The sequence below is a fragment of the Nonomuraea sp. KM88 genome (assembly GCF_052245635.1).
GTDB lineage: Bacteria > Actinomycetota > Actinomycetes > Streptosporangiales > Streptosporangiaceae > Nonomuraea.
Window position 1 is genome coordinate 79,488 of record NZ_JBQQCC010000017.1, and the last position, 25,108, is coordinate 104,595.

At 70.0% G+C, this 25,108-nt stretch carries 22 protein-coding genes; 8 read left to right on the plus strand and 14 right to left on the minus strand.

What is annotated here, in order from left to right:
- Positions 1-33: 33 nt before the first annotated feature.
- The 4 genes from ACTWPV_RS38105 to ACTWPV_RS38120 all read right to left on the minus strand — a co-directional run bounded on the left by ACTWPV_RS38105 (position 34) and on the right by ACTWPV_RS38120 (position 4,244).
- Positions 34-621, minus strand: coding sequence for a GTP-binding protein (locus ACTWPV_RS38105; RefSeq protein ID WP_347649949.1), 588 nt, complete (start codon positions 619-621; stop codon positions 34-36).
- Positions 602-925 carry a DUF742 domain-containing protein gene (locus tag ACTWPV_RS38110; RefSeq protein WP_132335392.1) on the minus strand — a complete coding sequence of 108 codons (324 nt, stop codon included), beginning with the start codon at positions 923-925 and terminating at the stop codon, positions 602-604. Before ACTWPV_RS38110 ends, ACTWPV_RS38105 begins: the two co-directional genes overlap by 20 nt.
- A gap of 131 nt (positions 926-1,056) precedes the next feature.
- Positions 1,057-1,479 carry a roadblock/LC7 domain-containing protein gene (locus tag ACTWPV_RS38115; RefSeq protein ID WP_443155504.1) on the minus strand — a complete coding sequence of 141 codons (423 nt, stop codon included), beginning with the start codon at positions 1,477-1,479 and terminating at the stop codon, positions 1,057-1,059.
- Entirely contained in the window at positions 1,476-4,244 is a 2,769-nt protein-coding gene (locus ACTWPV_RS38120; protein ID WP_443155505.1) for a nitrate- and nitrite sensing domain-containing protein, read from the minus strand. Before ACTWPV_RS38120 ends, ACTWPV_RS38115 begins: the two co-directional genes overlap by 4 nt.
- Before the next feature lie 578 nt (positions 4,245-4,822).
- On the opposite strand from ACTWPV_RS38120, the gene ACTWPV_RS38125 reads away from it, so the two are divergent.
- Genes ACTWPV_RS38125 through ACTWPV_RS38140 form a run of 4 tightly spaced genes read left to right on the plus strand, consistent with a single transcriptional unit; the run spans position 4,823 to position 8,839 of the window.
- Entirely contained in the window at positions 4,823-5,773 is a 951-nt protein-coding gene (locus ACTWPV_RS38125) for an ABC transporter substrate-binding protein (protein ID WP_347649951.1), read from the plus strand.
- Positions 5,770-6,579, plus strand: coding sequence for an ABC transporter permease (locus ACTWPV_RS38130; RefSeq protein ID WP_347649952.1), 810 nt, complete (start codon positions 5,770-5,772; stop codon positions 6,577-6,579). Before ACTWPV_RS38125 ends, ACTWPV_RS38130 begins: the two co-directional genes overlap by 4 nt.
- Complete coding sequence (locus ACTWPV_RS38135) at positions 6,576-7,352, plus strand: ABC transporter permease (RefSeq protein ID WP_443155506.1); 777 nt, start codon at positions 6,576-6,578, stop codon at positions 7,350-7,352. The genes ACTWPV_RS38130 and ACTWPV_RS38135 overlap by 4 nt, the downstream gene beginning before the upstream one ends.
- Positions 7,353-7,390: 38 nt before the next feature.
- Positions 7,391-8,839: a dihydroorotase gene (locus tag ACTWPV_RS38140; RefSeq protein WP_443155507.1), complete on the plus strand. Its 1,449-nt coding sequence runs from the start codon at positions 7,391-7,393 to the stop codon at positions 8,837-8,839.
- Positions 8,840-8,843: 4 nt separating this feature from the next.
- On the opposite strand, the gene ACTWPV_RS38145 is transcribed toward ACTWPV_RS38140, so the two are convergent.
- The gene (locus ACTWPV_RS38145) at positions 8,844-9,653 is read right to left on the minus strand and encodes a class I SAM-dependent methyltransferase (RefSeq protein ID WP_443155508.1); all 810 of its coding nucleotides are present in this window, start codon (positions 9,651-9,653) and stop codon (positions 8,844-8,846) included.
- Positions 9,654-9,878: 225 nt separating this feature from the next.
- Here ACTWPV_RS38145 and ACTWPV_RS38150 point away from each other — a divergent pair, with 225 nt between their 5' ends.
- Genes ACTWPV_RS38150 through ACTWPV_RS38160 form a run of 3 tightly spaced genes read left to right on the plus strand, consistent with a single transcriptional unit; the run spans position 9,879 to position 12,396 of the window.
- Positions 9,879-10,838 (plus strand): ABC transporter substrate-binding protein, encoded by a 960-nt coding sequence (locus ACTWPV_RS38150; RefSeq protein WP_443155509.1) that lies wholly within the window; start codon positions 9,879-9,881, stop codon positions 10,836-10,838.
- Positions 10,835-11,614 carry an ABC transporter permease gene (locus ACTWPV_RS38155; RefSeq protein WP_347649957.1) on the plus strand — a complete coding sequence of 260 codons (780 nt, stop codon included), beginning with the start codon at positions 10,835-10,837 and terminating at the stop codon, positions 11,612-11,614. Before ACTWPV_RS38150 ends, ACTWPV_RS38155 begins: the two co-directional genes overlap by 4 nt.
- Positions 11,611-12,396, plus strand: a complete 786-nt coding sequence (locus tag ACTWPV_RS38160; protein WP_443155510.1) for an ABC transporter permease — start codon at positions 11,611-11,613, stop codon at positions 12,394-12,396. Before ACTWPV_RS38155 ends, ACTWPV_RS38160 begins: the two co-directional genes overlap by 4 nt.
- Here the strand turns inward: ACTWPV_RS38160 and ACTWPV_RS38165 are convergent.
- From ACTWPV_RS38165 to ACTWPV_RS38185, 5 genes are all read right to left on the minus strand, one after another.
- A complete protein-coding gene (locus ACTWPV_RS38165; RefSeq protein ID WP_443155511.1) occupies positions 12,386-13,399 on the minus strand; it encodes a nitrilase-related carbon-nitrogen hydrolase in 1,014 nt (337 codons plus the stop codon). The two genes, ACTWPV_RS38160 and ACTWPV_RS38165, sit on opposite strands and share 11 nt — an antisense overlap.
- Positions 13,400-13,843, minus strand: coding sequence for a hypothetical protein (locus ACTWPV_RS38170; protein WP_443155512.1), 444 nt, complete (start codon positions 13,841-13,843; stop codon positions 13,400-13,402).
- 2 nt (positions 13,844-13,845) lie between these two features.
- Positions 13,846-15,231: an aldehyde dehydrogenase family protein gene (locus ACTWPV_RS38175; protein ID WP_443155513.1), complete on the minus strand. Its 1,386-nt coding sequence runs from the start codon at positions 15,229-15,231 to the stop codon at positions 13,846-13,848.
- Positions 15,228-16,025, minus strand: a complete 798-nt coding sequence (locus ACTWPV_RS38180) for a DUF1838 family protein (protein ID WP_443155514.1) — start codon at positions 16,023-16,025, stop codon at positions 15,228-15,230. Before ACTWPV_RS38180 ends, ACTWPV_RS38175 begins: the two co-directional genes overlap by 4 nt.
- A gap of 359 nt (positions 16,026-16,384) precedes the next feature.
- Positions 16,385-18,934 carry a sensor histidine kinase gene (locus ACTWPV_RS38185; RefSeq protein ID WP_443155515.1) on the minus strand — a complete coding sequence of 850 codons (2,550 nt, stop codon included), beginning with the start codon at positions 18,932-18,934 and terminating at the stop codon, positions 16,385-16,387.
- A gap of 526 nt (positions 18,935-19,460) precedes the next feature.
- Here ACTWPV_RS38185 and ACTWPV_RS38190 point away from each other — a divergent pair.
- A complete protein-coding gene (locus ACTWPV_RS38190; protein WP_443155516.1) occupies positions 19,461-20,444 on the plus strand; it encodes an ABC transporter substrate-binding protein in 984 nt (327 codons plus the stop codon).
- A gap of 15 nt (positions 20,445-20,459) precedes the next feature.
- On the opposite strand, the gene ACTWPV_RS38195 is transcribed toward ACTWPV_RS38190, so the two are convergent.
- The 4 genes from ACTWPV_RS38195 to ACTWPV_RS38210 are packed head-to-tail and all read right to left on the minus strand — an operon-like array spanning position 20,460 to position 24,622.
- A complete protein-coding gene (locus ACTWPV_RS38195) occupies positions 20,460-21,047 on the minus strand; it encodes a GTP-binding protein (RefSeq protein ID WP_132339571.1) in 588 nt (195 codons plus the stop codon).
- Positions 21,028-21,408, minus strand: coding sequence for a DUF742 domain-containing protein (locus ACTWPV_RS38200; protein ID WP_132601579.1), 381 nt, complete (start codon positions 21,406-21,408; stop codon positions 21,028-21,030). Before ACTWPV_RS38200 ends, ACTWPV_RS38195 begins: the two co-directional genes overlap by 20 nt.
- Positions 21,409-21,446: 38 nt before the next feature.
- Complete coding sequence (locus ACTWPV_RS38205) at positions 21,447-21,869, minus strand: roadblock/LC7 domain-containing protein (RefSeq protein ID WP_132339573.1); 423 nt, start codon at positions 21,867-21,869, stop codon at positions 21,447-21,449.
- Positions 21,866-24,622, minus strand: a complete 2,757-nt coding sequence (locus ACTWPV_RS38210) for a nitrate- and nitrite sensing domain-containing protein (protein WP_443155517.1) — start codon at positions 24,620-24,622, stop codon at positions 21,866-21,868. Before ACTWPV_RS38210 ends, ACTWPV_RS38205 begins: the two co-directional genes overlap by 4 nt.
- Positions 24,623-25,108: the final 486 nt, after the last annotated feature.

Below are 25,108 nucleotides of genomic sequence, written 5' to 3' on the forward strand. Positions count from 1 at the left end.
AGGTACGTCTAAGGCTCCAGCCTAGCCGCTCTGCTAGCCGCTCCAGCCGGGCACGGCCATCCGAACCGTGAGCGCGTGTTCGACCAGGTTGATCAGCGTGGCCTTCACGGAGTCCTTCGACCTGGCGTCCAGGCGCACCATCGGGATGTGCGGGGCCAGGGTCAGGGCGTCGCGGACCTCGGCGTCGCTGTGGGCGTACTGGCCGTCCCAGCCGTTCACTCCCACGATGAACGGCAGTTGCGCCTCCTCGAAGTAGTCGATGGCGGGGAAGCTGTCGGCCAGGCGGCGCGTGTCGACCAGCACCACCGCACCGATCGCACCCCGCACCAGGTCGTCCCACATGAACCAGAACCGATGCTGCCCGGGCGTCCCGAACAGATACAGGATCAGATCACGATCCAGCGAGACCCGGCCGAAGTCCATCGCCACGGTCGTCGTCGACTTCAACGGCGTCATGCCCAGATCGTCGATGCCCTTGGAGGCATCCGTCATGACGGCCTCCGTGGTCAACGGCATGATCTCCGACACCGCACCGACGAACGTCGTCTTGCCCACCCCGAAGCCCCCGGCCACCACGATCTTCGTCGAGGTGAGGCCGGGACTAGAGCCTGCGAAGTCCACTGAGCACCCTTTCCAGCAGGTTGACGTCCGGCCTACCCTCATCCAGCTGCGGTTGGTGCACCCGGACCAGACCTTCGGCCGCCATGTCAGCGATCAGAACACGCACCACGCCGAGCGGGATCCGCAGCAACGCCGAGACCTCGGCCACCGATCTGACCTGGAGGCAGAGCTGGCTGATGGCCTTGTACTCGGGCGTGATGTGCGAGAACTCCCGGTGTTCGGCCGTGGCCGAGGACACGAGGGCCTCCATCGCCAGCTTGACCCTGGGCGCGGTCCGCCCGCCCGTGACGGCGTAGGGCCGCACCGGCGAGGCGGGATCGCTGCTGGAGGGCTGCGGAGGAGGTGGGGGCTCCCAGCTGCCGCTGTTGTGGGAGTTCCAGCCGCCACTGTTGGAGTTCCAGCTGCCGCTGTTCCATCGGGGGTCTGTCACCTACATCACCTGGTCTGGCTGGCGCGCAGCTCCGCACGCACAGCCGGAGTCAGCACCTGACCGGCGCGATCCACCATCAGCGTCATCTGGTACGCCACCAACCCCATGTCACAATCCGGAGCCGCCAACACAGCCAGACACGAACCATCACTGACCGACATGATCAGCATCAACCCACGCTGCATCTCCACGATCGTCTGATTGACCGCACCCCCCTCGAACACCCGCGCCGCACCCTGCGTCAAACTCACCAGACCCGACGCGATCGCCGCCAGCTGATCCGCCCGATCAGCCGGAAAACCCGACGACGCCGCAAGCGGCAACCCGTCGGACGAAACCACCACCGCGTGCGCGACCCCGGGAACGGAGTTGACGAAATCGGTGATTAACCAATCCACCCCGCGTGCCGACTGGCTCAGGTCACTCATGACCGCTCATCCCTGCTTTCAACACTCCTGGGGCCGGAGGGATACGTCCTGCCCTCGCTGATGTCATCACGTGCCGCCCGGAACCCCTGCTGGAAGCTGGAGAGCCGGCTGCGCACCCGCTCCGGCGAGACCGCGGGCATCGGCGCGACGCCTTTCGGCGCGGAGACTGTGTCGGCGGAGCCGGGCACCAGGTTGGCCTTGGGCACCCGCTTGGGCAGCCCGGCGGCCGTGGCGCCGTCGCGTGCGGGCTCGACGACGGCTTCGGCGGCGCTCCAGCCGGCGTCGGCCTTGGCGGAGCCCCAGGTGGCGTCGCTGTCAGGGCCGTGCTCGAACCAGGCCGACTCGACCGAGGCGAAGATCGGCAGATATTCGTCGCCGGCGGAGGCGGGCTGCACGGCGGGCATCGGACCTGTCGCGGCGGACTCGGTCTCGGGGAAGTCGTACCTTCCCGCGTCGGGGTCCGGTCTGCCGGCGTTCGCCCGTTCGCCGGTGGGCCGCTGCGGCAGCGGGTTGCTGCTGCTCATCCAGTTGCCGGGCGGGCTCGCGGGGTTGCGCGAGGGGACCCAGACGTCGGCGGTGTCGTAACCGCCGCCGTTGTTGCGCGGATCGGAGGGCCAGCCGGAGTCCATGCTCCCCCTGGGAGAGAAGGACGAGGGCTGCGACGAGAACGACGGTTGCGACGGGAACGACGGCTCTGAGGGGAACGACGGGTGCCCGGGCCCCGGCTGGTAGCTTCCGCCCGCGCCCCACTGGGGGACGGGCGGCTGTCCCGTGGGCTGACGGGCGGCGCCGAAGCCCTCGTCGAACGAGATGCTGTCCTGCTGGCCCATGCCGTTGTTCGCGGGGGTCGGGCCGTACGAGGGGGCCTGCGAGCCCAGGAGCGCTTCCGGCATGAGGACCATGGCGGTCAGCCCGCCGGAGCCGTGGGGGCGCAGCTGCACCCGGATGCCGTGGCGGTGCGCCAGGCGGGCGACCACGAACAGGCCCATGCGCCGCGACACCGACACGTCCACGGTGGGGGCTTCCACGAGGCGCTCGTTGGCCTGGGCCAGTTCGTCGGGGGTCATGCCGATGCCGGAGTCGGTGATCGACAACATCACGCCGCCACCGTCGATCCTGCTGCCCGACACCGTCACCCGCGTCTCGCGCGGCGAGAACGACAGAGCGTTCTCCACCAGCTCCGCGATCAGGTGGATGACGTCGTTGACCGCCTGACCGGCCACCGACACCCCGTCGGGCACCTGCAACACGACCCGCTCGTAGTTCTCCACCTCCGAAAGCGAGGCGCGGGCGACGTCGACCAGCTTGACCGGCTGGCTCCAGCGGCGCGGCGGGTCCTGCCCCGCCAGCACCAGCAGGTTCTCGCTGTTACGCCGCATACGCGTGGCCAGGTGATCCAGCTTGAACAAGTTCCCGAGCCGCTGCTCGTCCTGCTCACCCTGCTCCAGACCGTCGATCAACGTGATCTGCCGCTCCACCAGCGTCTGGCTACGCCGCGACAGGTTCACGAACATCGCGTTCACGTTGCTCCGCAGCCGCGCCTCCTCGCCCGCCAGCCGCACCGCCTCACGGTGCACCTCGTCGAACGCCCGCGCGACCTCACCGATCTCGTCGTTGGAGGCGACTCCGATCGGGGTCACGGGCCCGATCGAGCCTTCGCCGCTCTCACGCAGCTGCTTGACGGTCTCCGGCAGGCGGCGGCCGGCGATGAACAGCGCTTCCCTGCGCAGCCTGCGCAGGGGGCCGCTCAGCGAGCGGGCCATGAAGACGGTGACCAGCAGCACGAGGAGGAGCAGGGCGGCGATCACGCCACCGACGATCACGGCGTTCTGCTGCTCCGCGCCTTCCAGTGTGCGGCTGCGCAACACGATGGAGTCGGCCGTCTGCTGCTCGACGGAGCGCATCCCGTCGATGGTCTCGCTGATGGCGTCGAACCACGCCTTGCCGTCGCGGGTGAGGCCGAGCCTGCGGTCGCGCAGGGGCAGGCCGTCGTCCTGCAGGAGCAGGGCTCGGGCCAGCAGGACCTCGGCGCGGTCCACGGACCGGCCGCTTACGGAGTCGTCGTACGCCTGGCGGAGCTGGAGGGAGACCTGCGACTTGAAGGTGGCGAGCTCGCTGTTCCGCTGGGCGCGGGCGGCGATGAAGGCGTCGAGCTCGGCCTTGCCGAACTCGCCGGTGGCCAGGGCGGCGACGAGCAGCGCGCGCTGGGTGGAGACGTACTGCTTGGCCCGGGCCAGGGCGGCGAAGCCGGACACGCTCGCGGACAGTTCCTTGTCGACCGCGCCCTGGTCGATCTTGTCGTTCAGCGAGAGGAGGTCGGAGATGGTCCGGTCGTAGAGCTCGATGACGGAGTTGACGTCGAGCTGGGAGGCGACCGCGGTGTCTCGCGAGGTGGCGAGCTCGTCGAAGCGGTTCTTGATGCGCAGGGCCTCGGGGGCCGCCGAGTTGTCGGAGGACATGAGGGTCTCGATGCCCGGCTTGACCTCGGCGACGAGCTTGTCGACGTTCTCGTACTGGGCCGCGACGTCCGCGGGGGCCTTCTCGTCGCCGGATGTCCGGCGTCCCAGGGCGACGAACCGGGCGGTCAGGTCACGTTCGCGCTCGACCTCGTGGGCGAGGGCGGTCAGCCGGCTCGCGAGCACGGCCACCTCGTTGACCTGGGCGTACTCACCGGCGGTGGCGATCGAGGTGGTGACGCGCAGGCCACCGAACACGAGTGCGGCCAGGGTCGGGATGATGACGATGACCAGCAGCTTGGAGCGCACTCGCCAGTTGCGTATGGAGAAGCGAGATCCCGCCTGGCGTTTGTCGACCGCGTCCACGCCGTCCGGCTCGGACTTCTCTGGCCCACGGGGGCCTTGTCGGGGGGCTTCTTCTGTTAAGCCCTGTTCGCCGCCCGTAGGGGGGATCACAGTCTTCACTTGCCTCCGCAACCTCTCCTCGGATGGCCTGGTGCACGTAGATCACGTCATTACGCATGTTTGCCATGTGACGCCGACGCACCCTTGGGGCGAGAGCTAATTGGAGCACATCTACCTGAGATCGGCCAATACCGCAAAGATCACAAGCAACACACGGCTCAGCATTTTACGCAATTCACCACACCTGCCCCAACGGTCCCACGTCAAGGACTCCAGATTTCCCGACAAACGGACAAACCACCGCAAAATACCATATATGTGGATATATCTTGTTAATTTCCGGCGTTCCAGGTGACCTGGTAAGCATGGCCTGCGCTAAGGTGCCAGCGTCGTTGAACACCCCCGTTCGCACTCACCCCCCGGTTCAAAGGAGACCCGCAATGCGGTTCGGTGCATTAGGGCGTACTGCCCTGGTTGGGCTTGTGGCCACCCTCGTCATCACTGGGTGCTCCGGTTCTGACGACAAGGCCGAGGGCTCAGGCGCCGACGCCGGTATGAAGACCGACCTGCTGATCGGCCAATATCCCGGCGCGGACTCGGCGCCGCTGTTCATCGCCATGGAACGAGGCTTCTTCAAGGAAGAAGGCCTCACCGTCAAGCAGGAGCCCATCCAGGCTCCGCAGCAGGTCCTGGGAAAGCTTTCGAATGGCGCCATGGACGTCGTTCTCGGTAGCTACGCCACCATCCTGACGATCCAGGAACAGGGCACCGAGAAGTTCAAGTACATCGCCGACTCCTACCAAGGCGCGCAGGGCGCGTTCGGCATCATGGTGAAGAAGGACTCCCCCATCAAGAAGGTCGCCGACCTGAAGGGCAAGAAGGTCGGCGTCAACGCCTTGAAGGGCCTGGGCGTCCTCACCATGAACCCGCACTTCAAGGTTGCCGGCCTCGACCCCAACAAGGACCTCACTTATGTCGAGGTCCCGACGACCAACTGGCTCTCCTCGCTCGACAAGGGCGACGTGGACGCCGTCTGGATGACCGACCCCTACGTCAGCCAGGCGAAGAAGGAGCTCGGGGCCACCATGCTGGTGGACACGATGTCGGGCCCGACCGAGGGTCTGCCGATCACCGGCTGGGCCGCCACGGAGAAGTGGGTCGCCGACAACCCCAAGACGCTGGCGGCGTTCCAGCGGGCGATGGCCAAGGCGCAGAACATCGCGGCCACCGACCGTAGCGCGGTGACGAAGGTCCTGCCGACCTTCACCCAGATCCCGGCAGAGACCGCCGCCACGATCAACCTGGGCGCCTACCCGACCTCGCTGAGCGCCGAGCGCATCCAGCGGGTGGCGGACCTGATGCTCGACTCGAGCATGCTCAAGAAGGAGATGGACGTGAAGTCCATGATCTACACGGCTCCCACCCAGGGATGACGGCTACAGTCACACCGGCGCGGCGCGAGCGGTCCCCGCTCGCCCGCGCCCGGCTGGTCAAGTACGCCCGCCACGCCGCAGGCGTGGCGGGCTTTCTGCTGCTGTGGCAGGTCCTCGGCGCGTCGGGCGCGATCAAATGGCTGCCGCCGGCCGTGGACACGCTGGCCAGGACCGTCGCACTCGCCGTCGACCCGGAGTTCCTCGACCACCTGCTGGGCACCATCACCGCCGCGATCGTCGGGCTGCCGCTCGCCGTCCTGGTCGCGGTCCCCATCGGCCTGGTGCTGGGAACTGTCCCGGTGATCGAGGAGATGACCCGGGTGTTCGTCGAGTTCCTGCGGCCGATCCCGTCCGTGGCGCTGATCCCGCTGGCGCTGTTCTTCTTCCCCTCCGAGCTCAACGCCAAGGTCGCGCTCATCGTCTTCGCCGCGTCCTGGCCCATCCTGATCAACACCATGTACGCCATGCGTGACGTCGACCCGGTGAGCAAGGAGACGCTGCGCACGTTCGGGTTCGGCGCCGGAGCCGTGTTGTGGCGGGTGTCCCTGCCGAGCGCGGCGCCCTTCATCGCGACGGGGGTGCGGCTCGCCGCGTCCATCACGCTCATCCTGGCGATCAGCGTGGAGTACATCGTGGGCGGGTCGACCGGCATCGGCAGTTTCCTCATCCAGGCGAGCACGGGCATCGGCGCCGACGCCATGATCGACGTCCTGGCCGCCCTGCTGTGGGCGGGTTTCCTCGGGCTCGTCGTCAACACCGTGCTCGTACGGGCCGAGCGGCGTCTGTTCAGGTGGCGAACGACATGATGCGCACCTTGCTGAAGCGGCTGTGGCTGATCCCCGTCGTCCTCTGCGGCTGGGAGCTCCTGGCACGCTCTCTCGACATCGCGTACCTGCCGGAGCCGAGCCTGATCGTGACGCGGATGTACGAGATGTGGTTCTCCGGGCCGTACATCCTCACCGAAGAGGCCGTCGACAACTTCGTGCCCAGCCTGGTCAGGGTGACGGGTTCGTGGGCCGTCGCGGTGGTCGTCGGCGTGGCGCTCGGCGTCGCGCTGGGCAGGACCGCCTGGCTGGCCGACGTCGTGCAGCCGCTGGTGGAGTTCGCCCGCGCGGTGCCGCCGCCGGTCATGCTCCCCCTCTTCCTCGTGCTCTTCACGATGGGCACCCAGGTGCAGGTGGCGACGATCGTCTTCGGCATCATCTGGCCGATCCTGCTCAACTCCATCGACGGCGCACGCAGCGTGGACCGGCTGAAGGTCGAGACCGCCACCGTGTTCGGCGTGCCGGCCTCGCTCAGGCTCTTCCGCATCATCCTGCCCTCCGCGGCGCCGAAGATCTTCGCGGGCCTGCGCCTGAGCGTCTCGCTGGCGCTGATCCTCATGGTCATCTCCGAGCTCAAGGGCAGCACCGAGGGGATCGGCTACCTGCTCAGCCTGGCCAACAGCAACGCCGACATGCCGGCCATCTGGGCGGGCGTGCTGGTGCTCGGCGTGCTCGGCTTCGTCCTCAACTCCCTGTTCCTGATGGTCGAGCGGCGCGTGCTGGCCTGGCACCGCGACGCCCACCGCATCGCTTGATCGCTTGATCGCCTAATCGCTAGGAGAGACACTCCCCCGTGACCGAGCTGCTGCTGAAGAACGTCAAGGTCGTCACCCACGAGCACGACGAGCCCGTGGCGGCGGACATCGCCGTCGAGGGCGGCCGCATCGTCCGGGTGGGGCCGGGGCTGGCCGGAGCCGGCGAGGTGATCGACGGCGGCGGCAGGCTGGCCTTCCCCGGTGTCGTGGACGCCCACCAGCACTGGGGCATCTACAACCCGCTGCCCGAGGACACCGAGTCGGAGAGCCGGGCGAGCGCGCAGGGCGGCGTGACCACCGCGCTCACCTACATGCGGACCGGCCAGTACTACCTCAACAAGGGCGGCCCCTACGCCGAGTTCTTCCCCGAGGTGCTCAGGCAGGCCGAGGGCCGGGCCTACGTCGACTACGGATTCCACCTGGCGCCCATGTCGAGCGGGCACATCGACGAGCTGCCCGACCTGGTCGAGCGGTTCGGGGTGCCGTCGTTCAAGATCTTCATGTTCTACGGCGGGCACGGGCTGCACGGGCGCTCCGACGACCAGCGGGCGTTCCTCATGCTGCCGGAGGGCGAGCGCTACGACTACGCGCACTTCGAGTTCGTGATGCGCGGGGTGCAGGCGGCCAGGGAACGCCTGCCCGAACTGGCCGGCGAGATCTCGTTGTCGATGCACTGCGAGACGGCCGAGATCATGACCGCGTACACGAAGCTCGTCGAGGAGGCGGGAGAACTGAGCGGGCTGGCCGCCTACAGCGCCTCCCGCCCCCAGCACTCCGAGGGGCTGGCCGTCTTCATCGCCTCCTACCTCGCCCACGAGACCGGGCTGGCCAACGTCAACCTGCTGCACCTGTCGTCCCGCAAGGCCCTGGACGCGGCCGTGCGGATGGCGGCGACGTTCCCGCACATCGACTTCCGCCGCGAGGTCACGATCGGTCACCTGCTGGCCGACGTCGACACGGCCAGCGGCCTCGGAGCGAAGGTGAACCCGCCGATCAGGCCGCGCGAGGACGTCGAGGCGCTGTGGGAGTACGTGCTCGACGGCACCGTGGACTGGGTCGTCAGCGACCACGCCTGCTGCCGCGACGAGCTCAAGTTCGGCGATCCGCGCGACGACGTCTTCGTGGCCAAGGCCGGGTTCGGCGGGGCGGAATACCTGCTGCCCGGCCTGATCACGGAGGGTCGCCGCAGGGGCCTGCCGTACGGCAGGATCGCCGCGCTGACCTCCTGGAACCCCGCCAGGAGGTACGGTCTGCGCACCAAGGGCACGATCGCCCCCGGTTTCGACGCCGACATCTGCCTGGTCGACCCCGCGAGCACCTGGACGGTCCGGGCGCAGGACTCGGAGTCGACGCAGGAATACACGCCGTTCGAGGGTTTCGAGCTGACGGCCAAGGTGACGGACACGTTCGTGCGCGGCAACCGCGTGCTGGACGCCGGCAAGGTCGTGGGCCGTCCGGTGGGACGCTACGTGTCCCGGCCCGCGTGAGCTTTCACGCGCGCGTGCCCGTGGCGTAACGCACGGTGCGGGCCAGCAGGAAACCCTCCTGGGGCAACGACGCCTCCAGCGCGGCCCTGGCCTCGGGGCGCAGCGACTCGGGGATGCTCTCCAGCGAGGCCCTGCGGGCGGCGGACCAGAGCCAGTCCCACACCTGCCCGGCCCCGACGGTCACCTCGAACACCACGTCCGCGCACTCGACGTCGCCCAGCCCGCCCTGCTCGAACAGCCCGGTCAGCTCGCCTGGCGCGCCCAGGGTGTGGTGGAACGGCGCGCTGCCCGCCCCCGTGGTGTAGGGCGCCAGCGCCCGTTCCACCAGCGCGAACAGCTCGGCCTCGGCGGGGCTCGACCGGACCAGCAGGCTGGCCGCCAGCCGCCCGCCCGGCCGCAGCAGCCCGGCCATGGAGCGCACGGCGGCGGGCGGGTCGGGCAGGAAATAGAGCATCATCCCCGCCAGCACGATGTCGAACCGCTCGCCCGGCAGCAGGTCCTCGGCGTGCTCCGCGTCGCCGAGCACGACGGCCGCCTGGCTGAGGCCGTGGCGCTCCACCTCGGCGGTGGCGGCGGCCACCATCCCGGGTGCGAGGTCGAGACCGACGACCCGGCCTGTGGGGCCGACGGCCTGGGCGGCCGGCACGAGCGAGGCGCCGGTGCCGCACCCGGCGTCCAGCACGTGGTCGCCGGGGCCGGGGGCGGCGCGGCGTACGAGCTCGGCGGCGACGGGCGTGAAGAACGGCACGCCGACGCGTTCGTAACTGCCGGACGCGCGGTCGAACACGCCGGCCATGTACTCCTTGGCATCCATCAGCTTCCTCGCAATCAGCAGGCACGCGGCCCGGGGGGCGCCGTGCGGTCGGTCCGATGATCAGATGTGCCGGACCCGAGCTTGCCATGCCCATAGCTGATCGACAAAGGGCGAGTCAGGAGAGATCGGCTACCGTAGGCTCGACATCCTGACGACCCTCTGGGCACCCCCTTGTCCCCCAGAAAGGCAGAAGCGATGAAGCTGGCCAGGATACTAGCCGCAGGCATGGCGATCGCCCTCTCGCTGAGCGCGTGCGGAGGGGGCGGCGAGAGCGGTGACGGCGGCACCGCGGCTCCTGGAGGCTCCGCGGGCGGCCTGGAGAAGACCCATCTGCTGGTCGGTGTGGTGCCGGTCCCGTCGTCGGCGCCGCTGTTCATCGCGGAGAAGCGGGGCTTCTTCAAGGAGGAGGGGCTGACCGTCAAGACGGAGATCATCCAGGCTCCGCAGGCGGTCATGCCGAAGATCCTCAACGGCAGCATGGACGCGTTCCTGACGAGCTACGTGTCCCTGATGGCGATCAACGACTCCGGCGCGGCCACGCTCAAGCTCTTCCAGCACAGCCAGGAGGCCGCGCCCAACGTCGCCGGCGTCGTGGTGGCCGAGGGCTCGCCGATCAAGTCGGCCGCCGACCTCAAGGGCAAGACGATCGCGGTCAACGTGCTGAAGGCGCTCGGGCAGACGCTGACCAACGCCCACCTGCAGGAGGCCGGGCTCAAGCCGGACGACGTCAAATACGTCCCGGTGCAGTTCGCCGACCAGATCAGCGCGCTGTCCTCGGGCAAGGTCGACGCCGCCTGGCTGGTCGAGCCGTTCCTGACCGCGGCGAAGAAGGACGGCGCCACCCAGATCATCGACACCACCGACGGCGTCACCGCCGGCGTGCCGATCGACGGCTGGGGCGTCACGGAAGACTGGCTGGCCAAGAACCCCAGGACCGCCGCCGCCTTCCACCGCGCCCTGGCCAAGGCCCAGCAGATCGCGGGCGAGGACCGCAAGGCCATCGACGAGGTCGTGCCGACGTACACGCAGATCCCGGCCGACGCGGCGGCGGCGATGACGCTCGGCACGTTCTCGCTCGAGGCCGACAGGGCCGGTGTGCAGAAGCTCGGCGACCTGCTGCACGGCTACGGCTACCTCAAGTCCAAGGTGGACGCGGCGCAGCTGTTCGCGCCGCTGGGCGGATGATCGATCGGCGGATCGCGCGGGCCGCGCTCGGCGCGCTCGGCGTGGCGGGCTTCCTCGCCGTCGCCGAGGCGGCCGGGCGCGTCGGGCTCGTCCCCGACGTGCTGCCGTACACGTCGCAGGTGCTGGTGACGGCGGCGCGGCTGCCGCTGGAAGCGCAGTTCAGGGCCGACGTGCTGGCCACGCTGGAGGCGTGCGCGAGCGGGCTGGCGATCGCGATCGCGGTCGCCGTGCCCGCCGGGTTGCTGCTCGGGACGGTGCCGTTCGTGGAGCGGTCGGTACGCCCGCTGGTGGAGTTCCTGCGGCCGATCCCCTCGGTGTCGCTCATCCCCCTGGCCATGTTCCTGTTCCCGGTGAGCCACGACGCCAAGGTCGCGCTCATCGTCTACACCTGCTCGTGGCCGCTGCTGATCAACACCCTGTACGGCCTGGGCGACGTCGACCCGCTGGCCAAGGAGACCCTGCGCAGCTTCGGCTTCGGGCCGCTGGCCGTGGCGCTGCGGGTGAGCCTGCCGAGCGCGGCGCCGTTCATCGCCACCGGCGTGCGCATCGCCGTGTCCGTCACCCTGATCGTGGCGGTGAGCGTGGAGCTGCTGGCTCCCGGTGGCGGCGGGATCGGCGCGTTCCAGTCGCTGGCGGGCAGCGCCAACCGGGCCGACCGCATGCTGGCCGCCCCGCTGTGGGCCGGGGTCATCGGGCTGGCCGCCAACGTGCTGTTCACGTCCGCCGAGCGCCGCCTGTTCCGCTGGCACCGGGCGCGCGCGGGAGAGCCGTCATGACCGTCGCCGCCCGCCGGCTGGTGTGGTACTGGCTGCTGCCCGTGGCCGTGCTCGGCTGGGAGCTGGCCACCCGCTCGGCGGACGCACCTTACTTCCCGCCGCCGTCGCGGATCGTCGTACGGCTGCACGAGATGTGGTTCTCGGGCCCGCCGTCGCGGGCGTTCCTCACCGACGAGGCCGTCGCCGACCTGCTGCCGAGCCTGGCCAGGCTGTTCGCCGGGTGGGCGGTGGCGTGCGCGGCGGGCGTGCTGGTCGGCGTCGCGCTCGGCCGCTCGTGGCTGCTGTCGGCCCTGGTCGAGCCGCTCGTGCACTTCGGCCGCTCGGTGCCGCCGTCCACGCTGGTGCTGGTGTTCCTGGTGCTGTTCAAGATCGGCACCCCGATGCAGCTGGCCTCCATCGTGTACGGCGTCATCTGGCCGGTGCTGATCAACTCCATGGACGGCGCCCGCCACGTCGACCGCCAGTACATCGAGACCGGCGTCGTCTACCGGCTGGGCCCCTGGCAGCGGCTCGTCCGCGTCATCCTGCCCGCCGCCTCCCCGAAGATCTTCGCCGGGCTGCGGCTGAGCGTGTCGCTGGCACTGATCATGATGGTGATCTCGGAGCTCGTCGGCAGCAGCGAGGGCATCGGGCACCGCATGCTGGAGGCGCAGAGCCAGTTCGACATCCCGGCCATGTGGGCGGCGATCGTGCTGCTCGGCCTGCTCGGCATCGCCCTCAACGCCGCGTTCCTGGGCGTCGAGCGGCTCGTGCTCTCCTGGCACCGCGGCGTCAGGGCCTAGCGTCGCCGTACAGCCGCTCGATCGCCTCGATCTGCCTGGTCGTGAACCAGGCCCGGTCGCGCGGCCCGGCCGCCAGGCCGCCGGGCCGCTCGCCGTCGTGGCGGGCGTACTCCTCGGCCCACAGGCCGGTCTTCACGCGGCTGAGCAGGTTGCCCATCCCAGGCCGCCGCCGGTGCCGGCGCAGCGCCGTCAGGTCCAGTTCCGCGGCGGCCACCAGCGACTCGCCCGCACCCGCCAGCGCCAGCGCCCGGCCTTCGTGGTCGATCACCTCGGATCCGCCGTTGGTGGAGTCTCCGGGGATCGCGATGCCGGACAGGCCGCCGCTGTTGGCCGAGACGACGTAGGCGTGGTTCTCGGCGGCCCTGGCGCGGCGGGCGATCGCCTTGGGCGTCAGCGCCGGCGAGGACGCCTCCGACGTGGGATGGCAGAAGACCTCGGCACCGCGCAGGGCCAGCGCGCGGGCCAGCTCCGGCACGAGGACCTCCTCCGAGGCGAGCACCGCCAGGTTGCCGATCTCGGTGCGGGCCACCGGCAGCACCCCGTCGATGCCGTAGACGTCGAGGTACCGCTCCCACACGTCGTACGGGGTCGGCGTGAACATCGAGTGCAGCCGGCGGTAACGCAGCACCGCCTCCCCCTGCGGGGAGAGGATCACCGACGCCTGGAAGTACAGCTCGGGGAAGTGCTCGTCGCGCTCGTACGCGTTCACGCACAGGAACAGCTCGTGCCGCGCGGCGATCTCCCCGAGCGCTCGGTATTCGGGGCCGCCAGGGTCGAGAGCGGCCCGTTCGCGCCACTCGGCGAAGCTCTCGCGCATGGGGAACCCGGTCAGCACGTATTCCGGCAGCACCACCAGGCGCAGGCCGGGCCCGAGCCACGCCGCCGAGCCGCGAACCCGCTCGGCGATCCGGTCGACGGCGGCGGCGATCTCGGCCCGCGGGTCGGCGGCCGCGTTGACGGCGCGGGTCCGCACCTGCAGGGCGAGCGCGGTGTAGGCGGTCATTCAGCCGACCCGCCGCTCGTTGATGAGGGTACGGCGCACGCACACACCGTCGCGGATCCACTGCCAGACCCTGCTGCGGGTGTCGCCCGTCCCGCTCAGCACGATCAGCTCGAACAGCCGCAGGTCCTCCCCTTCCGCCTTGAACTGCCAGCGCAGGTAGATGGTGGACTCGTCCAGCTCCCAGAACTCGCCCTTGAGCCGGTCGGTGTCGAACCCGCAGCGGCCGCCGCCGAGATGGCGGCCGGGGAACTCGTGCACCTCCACCCGGCCGTCGTCCCAGGTGTAGCGGTTGGTCTGGTGGTAGGTGGCGTCGCCGACGATGGCGCAGGTCATCTCGACGCGGTGCCGGTCGAGCACGGCGCCGCCGGGGTCGACGTGCACGTACTCGCCCTCCCACCGGCCCTCGTGCCGCGCCAGCAGCGGCATGTCCTCGCGAAGTCCCACGCTCACTCCTTCTCCAGCGGATGCCACCACGGGTCGGCGGCCGGCGACCGGTTCACCAGGAACGCCCGGCGGCGCAGGAACCGGCGGATCGAGGCGGCGCCCATGCGCGAGCGGCCCAGGCCGGACAGCCCGAACGAGTCCTTCTCGCCTTCGTGCACGAGAGCGGTCAGCGAGGCGTCGTTGATGCTGACCGCCCCCACGCGCAGCCGGGCCGCCACCTCCATGGCGTCCTGCTCCGAGGCGGCGAAGACGGCGGCCGACAGCCCGTAGACGGAGTCGTTGGCCAGGGCCACCGCCTCCTCGGCGCCGGCCACGGCCATGACCGGCAGCAGCGGGCCGAACGTCTCCTCCGTCATGACCCGCATCTCGTGGGTGACCCCGGACAACACCGTGGGCCGGCACCAGTGGCCGCCGCCGTGGCGTTCGATCTCCCCGCCCGTGTGCACGATCGCGCCCCTGGCCGTCGCGTCGGCCAGCTGCGCGGCGATCACCTGCTCGTGCCCCGGCCGGATGAGGGGACCTATCGGGCCGCCCTCGCACGTCAGGCCCACCCTGGCGGCCTTGCTCGCGAGCAGGTCGAGGAAGTCGTCGTGGACGTCGTGCTCGACGTAGACCCGCTCGATCGACTGGCAGGACTGCCCGGCGTTGGCGGTGCCGCCCCACAGGATCGCGGACGCGGCCCGGTCGAGGTCGGCGCCGGCCAGCACGATCGCCGGGTCCTTGCCGCCCAGCTCCAGGAACGCGGGCACGAACGCGCGGGCCGCCGCCTCGGCCACCCGCCGCCCCGTCTCGACGCTGCCGGTGAACACCACGGCGTCCACCATTCCCACCAGCGCCGCACCGGTCTCGCCGTCGCCCTCGACCACCCTCAGCGGAAGTTCGGGAGGCACCAGCCGCATCAGCGGCTCGATGAACCGCGGCGTCACCTCGCTCGGCTTGACCAGCACGGAGCAGCCGGCCGCCAGCGCGGGAGCCGCGTCGATGAGGGCCATGAGCAGGGGCAGGTTCCACGGGCTGAGCACGCCCACGAGATCGTAGGGGACCATGTCACCGCCCACGACGATCCCCGGCGCCGACGCGGCGAACGGCTCGGGCGGCGCCAGCAGCGCGGGAGCCTCGCGGGCCCAGCGCCCGACCAGGTCAGCGGCGAGCCGCCGTTCCAGCGACGACTCCCCCACCCGACCGGTGTCGGCCACCAGCGCGGCCAGCAGGTCGTCGTCGGCCGCGAGCGCGGCGGCGAACGCCGACAGGACCTCACTCCTGTCCGCCCTCCGCCAGCCGCCGGCGCGCTCGCGCAGTTCGGCCGCCAGGTCCGCCAGCTGCGCGGGCGTGGCGGGCACGAGCTCCCGCTCGGCCCAGCCGGTGAGCGGGTTGCGTACGGTGCTCATGACCGGCCGTTGGCGGCGCACCAGGCCGCCCAGGTGGTGGCGCCCTTGCCGAGCTGCTTGGTGTGGAAGGACGTCCAGGAGTTCTCGCTCGGGCCCGGCCCGGCGGGCGCGGAGGTGAACCGTGGATGCTCCGCTTCGACCGCCGCGCGCAACCACGGTTCGACGTCGTCGTAGGAGTCGAGCGACCAGCCGCGGGCGTGGTAGGTGAGCCCGCCGCGCACCTCGGTCTCCGCCAGGCACATGAACGGCGCCCACGGGCTGGTCCTGGCCCAGCTGACCTTGGTCTTCATCGCGCCGCGCGGGACGGTGCCGGGGACGGCGCGGGCGGCGACCTCGCGTCCGTCCACCGAGAAGTCGAACATCTCCTGCGCGGTGTAGACGCCGCCCACCAGGCCGAACCGCTCGCCGAGCGTGGCGCCCAGATCGGTGCGTACGGGGATGTCGCTGGTCCACACCGTCTCGTCGTGCACCCTCACCAGCGGGGGCCCCTGGAAGGAGGGCGTGATCGGGAACGGGCCGAAGTTGACCGCGTCGTTGTTGATGGGGACGACCGGGTACGTCCTGCCGTCGACCGGGTTCTTCCACTCGCGGACGATCCGCGCCGGGTCGGCGGGGTCGGTGTAGAACACGATCTCGCGGGAGAGCTGGTAAAGCTGGTTGGTGCCGGGCACCCGGTGGAGCCGCCGGATGTTGTAACCCTCGATGTTGAAGAGCTTCTGGCCGTGCCGCATGGCGGGGTCGAGGGTGTTGCCCGTGACGTCCGCGAAAACCGACCCCGAAATCCGGAAAACCATATCCTTGCCGTCGGGGCGGCCGAAAGTCTGGAGCGAGAGCAGAGCACTTTTCCCGGTGACCGTTCTGAACACCGGACCGGGGTGGGTCGGCGTCCTGGATCCGGCATCCGCCGCCGCGCCGGGAATGGCGCCGCTCGCGAACAACAGGACGAGAGCAAAAGACGCCGTCAGTCTGCGTGTGAACATGGATGCTCCCCACCGAGAAAGCAGGACGACGCCTATTCTGATCATGCGCTCACCGGCATTGTCCAGCCGTGACTTCCCGCAGAATTCAGCGGTTCTTCCCTTTCGAGCGCGGTGGGGCCGGGCCGCGTGCCGTGCGGGCGCCGCTGGAGCCGCCTGGCGCGGGCCGTGTCCCGTCATGCGCCCTGCCCCGGCGGCGTTCTCCACGGGCCGGGAGGCGTGGGGTTGCCCGTGCTGAGGTCGTCGCGTGCCGCGCGGACGCCCTGCTGGAAGCCGGCCAGGCGGTTGCGGACCCGGTCGGGCGAGATCCGGGGGATGGGGGCCACGCCCTTGGGAGTGGAGGCGCTGTCGGCGGTGCCGGGCACCAGGTTGGCCCTGGGCACGCGCTTGGGCAGGCCGGACGGGGTGGCGCCGTCGTCGACGGGGCTGGCCGCGGCCTGCGCGGCGCTCCATCCGGCGTCCGCCTGGGGCGAGCTCCACACGTCGCTGCGGTCGCGGTCGAACCAGGCCGACTCCACGGCGGCGAAGATCGGCAGGTAGTCGTCCGCGCCCCGAGCGGGTGGCCCCGCCTGCGGCGGGTAGAATGCCGGCGATCTGGGCGGTGGGGCGGGGCCGTACGGACCGGGCGGGCCCGGCCAGACCGGCGGCGGCGCGAGGTCCCGCGGTGCCGCGGTGTCCGAGGGGTCGGTGGCGAAGGACGGCCAGTTCGCGACCGCGGGCGTGGAGTAGGGCTCCGGCTCGGCACCGGGCGCGACGTGCTGGGCCGCGGGCGTGCCGAAGTAGCCGGGCCCGGCACCACGCGGGGCGGGCGGCGGGGTGAAGAAGCCGGAGGGCCGGTCGGGCGACGAAGGGAAGGCAGCGGGGGTGGGCTGGGCCGGGCCCAGGTGGTAGTGGAGCAGGGAGCCGGGCAGGAACACGATCGCGGTCAGGCCGGCCGCGTGCGAGCGCAGCCGCACCCGTACGCCGTGGCGCTGCGCCAGCCGGGCGACCACGAACAACCCCATGCGGCGGGAGACCGACACGTCCACCGTGGGCGCGCGGGCGAGCCGGGCGTTGGCCTGTTCGAGCTCGTCCCGGGTCATGCCGATGCCGGTGTCGTCGATGGAGAGCATGAGCCCGCCGCTCTCCATGGTCCCGGTGGAGACGGTGACGCGGGTCTCGTACGGCGAGAAGGCCAGCGCGTTCTCGATCAGCTCCGCCAGCAGGTGGACGATGTCGTTGACCGCCTGTCCCGAGACGGCGACGCCGCCGGCGAGCTTGACCGCGACCCGCTCAGCCCCTTCGACCTCCGACAGCGCGGCGCGCACCACGTCGGCCAGGCCGACCGGCTCGTTCCACCGGCGGGGGGCGTCCTGCCCGGCCAGGACCAGCAGGTTGTCGTTGTTGCGCCGCATGCGCGTGGCCAGGTGGTCGAGGGTGAACAGGCCGGCCAGCCGCCGCTCGTCCCGCTCGCCCTGCCCCAGCCCGTCGATGATCTGGAGCTGCCGCTGGACCAGGGTCTGGCTGCGCCTGGACAGGTTGACGAACATCGCGTTGACGTTGGCGCGCAGCCGGGACTCCTCACCGGCCAGCCGGATGGCCTCGCGGTGCACCTCGTCGAACGCCCGCGCGACCTCGCCGATCTCGTCGCGGGAGTCGACTCCGATGGGCGCGGGCACGAGTCCCGTCCCGTCGCCGCGCTCGCGCAGCAGGCGGACCGTCTCGGGCAGGCGGGCCCCGGCGATGTGCAGGGCCTCGGTGCGGAGCCTGCGCAGCGGGCTGACCAGGGACCGGGCCATGATGGCCGTGACGACCAGGACCGCGAGCAGCAGCAGGAGGCTATAGGCGGCGGCCAGGAGCGCGTCCTGGCGGGCGGCGTCCTTCATCGTCCTGCTGTGGACGTTGATCTCCTCCCCGAGCCGGCGCTGCATGGTCCAGATCCCGTTCACGGAGCCGCTGCTCGCCTCGAACCAGTGGTCGGCGTCGTCCTGGCGCTCCGCCTCGATGTCGATGCGGTTGCCGTCGGTGGCCTGGGCCAGCGCGCGCAGCCGGATCGCCTCGGCCCGGTCCACCAGGGCGCCGGTGACGGTGTCGTCGTACAGCTGGCGCTGGTCGGGCGTGGCCACCGACTTGAACACGCTGACCTCGCTCTCCTGCCGTGCGCGGGCGGCGATGAACCGGTCGAGTTCGCCGCTCTGGAACCGCCCGGCGGCGGCCGCGCCGGTGAGCAGGCCGCGCTGCTCGGAGGCGGCGTTGTACGCCTTGGACAGGGCGGAGAGGGCGGCCACGTCGCCGGCGAGCACCTCCTGGTCGCCTCCCTTGCCGATCTCGTCGTGGAACTGCGCGAGCACCGCGATGATCTGGGAGTACTTGGTGACGGTGGGCAGGGCGAGCAGGGCGGAGCCGAGCACGGTGCTGCGGGTGGCGGCGATCTCCGGCAGGCGGCTGAGCATCTGCCGGGTGAGGGTCGACGCGCTCTCGCCGTACGCGGGGGTGATGGTCGCGGCCTTCTCGCGGAACGCCTCGGCGGCGGAGTCCACTCGGCCGAACTGCGCGCGCAGCGGCTCCTCGCGTTCGGGGGTACGGCCGGCGGCCACGTAGTGAACGGCGAGGTCGCGTTCCAGGGCCAGCTGGTGGGTCAGCTCGGTGACGGAGGCGCTGAGCTCGGATTTGTCCATGACGCGCTGGTATTGACCGGCCAGCGTCCACGACGTGATGACCTGCTGCGCGCCGACCACGATGCTCACTCCGGTCGGGATGACGATCAGGGCGATGAGCCGCGAACGTACCCGCCAATCCCGGAACCGGAATTTGCGCCGTCCTTTTCCGCCGTTTCGGCCATGCGGCTTCGACGGTGAAGGCGGATGGGGACGGTGGACGTCCGCAGGCGATCGGTTGCTCACTGGTTCCACTCTCTGGCCTACATATACGCCGGCATCGGCATCTGATGCGCCCCCGAGACGAAGAGCAATTTCAACACACGCCAGGCAGGTTGCGCCAACCTTACAAATCACCTGACTGCCTGGAAAGGATGACGTACAGCAAAACAACCCCCAGCGAAGCAGAGACGTCACGAAAGCCGGACAGCGACCGACAATCAGCGATGTTTCACTGAGCTGTGCCCCGGGACCATTCATGGCATTCGCGACACTCCTGCTGTACGATCACCGCCTGTCCGCGTGCCGCCGCCTCCGGTTCCGTTTCCCGGTGTCCACTCCCCGCGTCCACTTCCCAGCGTCCACGGCGGCCTCGATGCCCCGGCCAAGGAGGACCATGCGATCCGGGCCCGCCCTCCGCGCCTGCGTGGCGCTCGCCGCCACGATCGTCATCACCGCCTGCGGCGGCGCCGACCCCGGACCGCCCACAGGCGGCCGGCAGGGAGGCCCGGAGAAGACGGCGCTGACCATCGGCGTCAGCCCGACGCCCTCGTCGGCTCCGGTCTTCATCGCCGACCGCCGCGGGTTCTTCAAGGAGGAGGGCCTGACCGTCAGGACGGAGGTCATCCAGGCGCCGCAGACCGTCATGCCGAAGATCCTCAACGGCACCATGGACATCTTCAAGGGCAGCTACGTGTCCCTGGTCAACATCCAGGACAGCGGCGCGGCGAAGATCAAGATCCTGCACGACAGCCTGGCCGCGGCGCCGGGCATCGCGGGCGTCGTGGTCATGAACGACTCCCCGCTGCAGGGCCCGAAGGACCTCAAGGGCGCGACGATCGCCGTCAACTCGCTCGACAACCTGGGCACGATGTCGATGAGCGCCCATCTGAAGGCTTATGAGGTCGCCCCCGACCAGGTGAAGTTCGTCGTGGTGAACTTCGAGGCCCAACTGGCCGCGCTCAAGGAGTCGCGGGTGGACGCCGCGTGGATGGTCGAGCCGTTCCTGTCGGCCGCCCAGCAGGCGGGCGCGCGGCTGCTGCTCGACACCAACACCGGCCCCACAGACGCGCTGCCGATCGACGGCTGGGCCGCGACGGAGGAGTGGACGGCCCGGCATCCGCGAACCGCCGCGGCCTTCCAGCGCGCCGTGTCCAGGGCGCAGCGCCTGGCCGCGACCGACCGCGCGGTGCTGGCCGAGGTCGTCCCGCTCTACACCCAGACCCCGAAGGAGGCGGTGATGACCATGGCGATGGGGACGTTTCCCACGTCGTTGAACGCCACGCGCATCCAGCGGGTGGCGGACCTCATGTACGAGTTCGGCTACCTGGAGTCGAAGGTCGACGTGGCCTCGATGGTCGTGCCCATCCCCGGGCGGTGACGCTCGCGGAAGAGCTCAGCCGCCCCAGCCCGGCACGGCCATCCTGACCGAGAGGGCGTGTTCGACCAGGTTGATCAGCGCGCTTTTCACGGAGTCCTTCGACCTGGCGTCCAGGCGCACCATCGGGATGTGCGGGGCCAGGGTCAGGGCGTCGCGGACCTCGGCGTCGCTGTGCGGATATTGTCCGTCCCAGCCGTTGACGCCCACCACGAACGGCAGTTGCGCCTCCTCGAAGTAGTCGATGGCCGGGAAACTGTCGGCCAGGCGGCGCGTGTCGACCAGCACCACCGCACCGATCGCACCCCGCACCAGGTCGTCCCACATGAACCAGAACCGATGCTGCCCGGGCGTCCCGAACAGATACAGGATCAGATCACGATCCAGCGAGACCCGGCCGAAGTCCATCGCCACGGTCGTCGTCGACTTCAACGGCGTCATGCCCAGATCGTCGATGCCCTTGGAGGCATCCGTCATGACGGCCTCCGTGGTCAACGGCATGATCTCCGACACCGCACCGACGAACGTCGTCTTGCCCACCCCGAAACCTCCAGCCACCACGATCTTCGTCGAGGTGAGGCCGGGACTAGAGCCTGCGAAGTCCACTGAGCACCCTTTCGAGCAGATTGACGTCCGGCCTACCCTCATCCAGCTGTGGCTGGTGCACGCGGACCAGACCTTCGGCGGCCATGTCAGCGATCAGGACCCGTACGACGCCCAGGGGGATCCGCAGCAGGGCCGACACCTCCGCCACCGACCGGACCTGCCGGCACAGTTGGCTGATCGCCTGGTACTCCGGCGTGATGTGCGAGAACTCCCGCTGCTCGGCGGTCGCCGAGGACACGAGGGCCTCCATCGCCAGCTTGACCCGCGGCGCCGTCCGTCCGCCTGTCACCGCGTACGGGCGGACGGGCGACGCCGGGTCGGGACTCAGCGGCGACTGGGACTGGGGCTGAGGCGGAGGCACCCAGTCGCCGCTGTTCCATCGGGGGTCTGTCACCTACGTCACCTTGTCTGGCTGGCGCGCAGCTCCGCACGCACAGCCGGAGTCAGCACCTGACCGGCGCGATCCACCATCAGCGTCATCTGGTACGCCACCAACCCCATGTCACAATCCGGAGCCGCCAACACAGCCAGACACGAACCATCACTGACCGACATGATCAGCATCAACCCACGCTGCATCTCCACGATCGTCTGATTGACCGCACCCCCCTCGAACACCCGCGCCGCACCCTGCGTCAAACTCACCAGACCCGACGCGATCGCCGCCAGCTGATCCGCCCGATCAGCCGGAAAACCCGACGACGCCGCAAGCGGCAACCCGTCGGACGAAACCACCACCGCGTGCGCGACCCCGGGAACGGTACTGACGAAGTCGGTGATCAGCCAGTCGACTCCGCGTGCCGCGTGACTCAGGTCTCTCATGCGTCCTCCTCCCTGTTGTCGTCCGCTGGGCCAGAGGGGAACGCCCTGCCCTCGCTGATGTCATCACGTGCCGCCCGAAACCCCTGCTGGAAGCTGGAGAGCCGGTTGCGGATCCGGTCCGGCGACACCGACGGCATCGGCGTCACTCCCTTCGGCGACGACGAGGTGTCCGCCGATCCGGGCACCAGGTTGGCCTTGGGCACCCGCTTGGGCAGCCCGGCGGCCGTCGATCCATTACGCACAGGCTCCACCACCGCTTCCGCCGCACTCCAGCCTTCGTCCGCCTTGGACGGGCCCCAGCTCGCGCCGCTCCCGTCGCGGCCGAACCACGCGGACTCGACGGCGGCGAAGATCGGCAGGTAGTCGTCCCCGCCGGAGGCGGGCGGAGCCGCCGGGATGGACCCCGACGTGCCCGGATCCGGGTCGTGGCGGTCGAACCCCGGCCGCTGCGGCGGCATCGTGTCGTTGCTCCAGCCGCCCGGCGGGCGCTCGGGTCCTGGCCGTCTGGGCAGGCCGCGGTCGCCGTTCAGCGCGGGGCCCCGGTGCGGGCCGCCCGAGTTCCACACGTCGGCCCCGTCGTAGCCGAGCGGTTCCTGCGGCCAGCCGCCGGGCTCGGGCTGCCAGGGAGCCGACGGCGGCCAGTTGCCGCCCTGGTCCGGGTTCGACGGGAAGGACGGGTGGCCGGGGCCGAGCTGGTACGGGGGCTGCGGCCAGTCCACGGCCGGCGGGGCGGGATGCGGGCCGGAGTACGGCTCGTCCCTGGGCCCGCCGCTCGCCGCACCCGCGAGGGCGGGAGGCTGGTTGCCGGAGAACGCGGGGGGCTGGTTGCCGGAGAAGGACGGCGTGCCGGTGAGGGGAGGCGCCTGCGTGCCCAGCATGTTCTCCGGGATCAGCACCATCGCGGTCAGCCCGCCGGAACTGTGGGGGCGCAGCTGCACCCGGATGCCGTGGCGGTGCGCCAGGCGGGCGACCACGAACAGGCCCATGCGCCGCGACACCGACACGTCCACGGTGGGGGCTTCCACGAGGCGCTCGTTCGCCTGGGCCAGTTCCTCCTGCGTCATCCCGATGCCGGAGTCGGTGATCGACAACATCACGCCGCCACCGTCGATCCTGCTGCCCGACACCGTCACCCGCGTCTCACGAGGCGAGAACGACAGAGCGTTCTCCACCAGCTCCGCGATCAGGTGGATGACGTCGTTGACCGCCTGACCGGCCACCGACACCCCGTCGGGCACCTGCAACACGACCCGCTCGTAGTTCTCCACCTCCGAAAGCGAGGCGCGGGCGACGTCGACCAGCTTGACCGGCTGGCTCCAGCGGCGCGGCGGGTCCTGCCCCGCCAGCACCAGCAGGTTCTCGCTGTTACGCCGCATACGCGTGGCCAGGTGATCCAGCTTGAACAAGTTCCCGAGCCGCTGCTCGTCCTGCTCACCCTGCTCCAGACCGTCGATCAACGTGATCTGCCGCTCCACCAGCGTCTGGCTACGCCGCGACAGGTTCACGAACATCGCGTTCACGTTGCTCCGCAGCCGCGCCTCCTCGCCCGCCAGCCGCACCGCCTCACGGTGCACCTCGTCGAACGCCCGCGCGACCTCACCGATCTCGTCGTGCGTGTCCACGCCGATCGGGTCGACCGGCGGGACCGTTCCTTCCCCGCTTTCACGCAGCTCGCGTACGGTGCCCGGCAGGCGGTTGCCCGCGATGTCGAGCGCCTCGCCGCGCAGCTTGCGCAGCGGCCTGATCAGCGAGCGGGCGATGAGCGAGATGATCGCGAGCACCACGAGCAGCAGCACCAGGATGAAGCCGCCGGAGATCAGCGCCGAGCGGTTGGCGCTCTCCTCCAGAGCCCTGGCACGCAGGATGACCGAGGAGGACAGCTCCTTCTCCACGGTGCGCAGCGCGTCGATCTTGCCGGTGCTGACCTCGACCCACGTGGCCGCGTCCTGGGCGGGCCGGCCACCGATGCTCAGGTCCTTGCCCTCGGCCGCCTGCGCCATGGCCCGGAGCCTGAACAGGTCGGTCTGGTCGACGTCGTGCCCCACGACCGTGTTGCGGTAGAGCTCGAGCTGTTCGAGGTTGGCCAGGGTGGCGAACAGCGTCGTCTCGCTCTCCTCGCGCGACTTGGCGTCGGTGAGCGCGTCGAGCTCGCCGCTGTCGAAGCCCTTCCTGTCCAGCGCGCTGGCCAGGATGCCGCGCTGCTCGGACGCCTGCTCCTTGGCCCTGGCGATGGCGGCCCGCGAGCCGGCGCTGCGTGACACCTCGTCGTCCACCGCGACCTGGCCGACCTGGTCGTGGAACTGCAGCAGGGCCGCGATGATCTGCGAGTACTTCTGGATCATCGGCAGGGGCTGGATCTTCCCGTTGACCGCGGTGTCGCGTACCGTCCGGATCTCGTCGAGCCGGCGCAGCACCGGGCGTACGGCGTCGGCGTGGGTGTCCGTGATCGCCGCCGCCCGCTCTTTGGCCTCCTCGATGTGGCCGTTCACCGCGCTGTAGGTGGTGCGCAGCTGGGCTTCGCGGTTGTCGGGACGGCCCTGGGCGATGAAGAGCGCGGTCTCGTCGCGTTCGAAGGACAGCTCGTGCGTGACGGTGCCGAGTTGCTGGCTGAACTCGGCGACCTCCCTGAGGGTCTGATAGGTGTTGGCGTCACTGAGCGAGGTGATCACGTTCAGTCCGCCCAGCCCCACGGCCACGGCCGTGGGAACGACGATCAGCGCGACGAGCCGCGACCGTACGTGCCAGTTGCCCAATCCGAACCTTTTCGAGGTCGGCTGAGACAACCGTCGCTTCTCATGCCCGTGCGGCTCGCGGTCGGCGGAAGCTTCGGCGCTCTGCGTTCTCACTTGCCTTCGCAACCTCTCGCCTGGAGGGGGAATTCTCGGGGCCGTGCAGGTTATTGCAGGTGGGGCAATATGTACGTCCAGATAAGCGCCATTTGAGCACAGGGGTCGCCAAGGGCCAACCACCACTAGTGCCCGTATGGGGTGTTTATCCCCCAGTGTCCAGAAAATTCGACAGAATCGGTAGAGGGCCTCTCATCAGGAGAAACAGGCAATAGAGGGCCGTCCGCGGGCCACCTCTTGACTCGCAGAAAAGATCGAATAGTATGCACCATCAGTTACTGTTGCCTCGCGTTCACCTCCAGTCCCAAACCGGACAATCATTCGGGCGGGTATCGGTCACCAGAATTTCACGATAGAGCCCGAAACAGACATTGCAACCACAAGTGTTGTTCT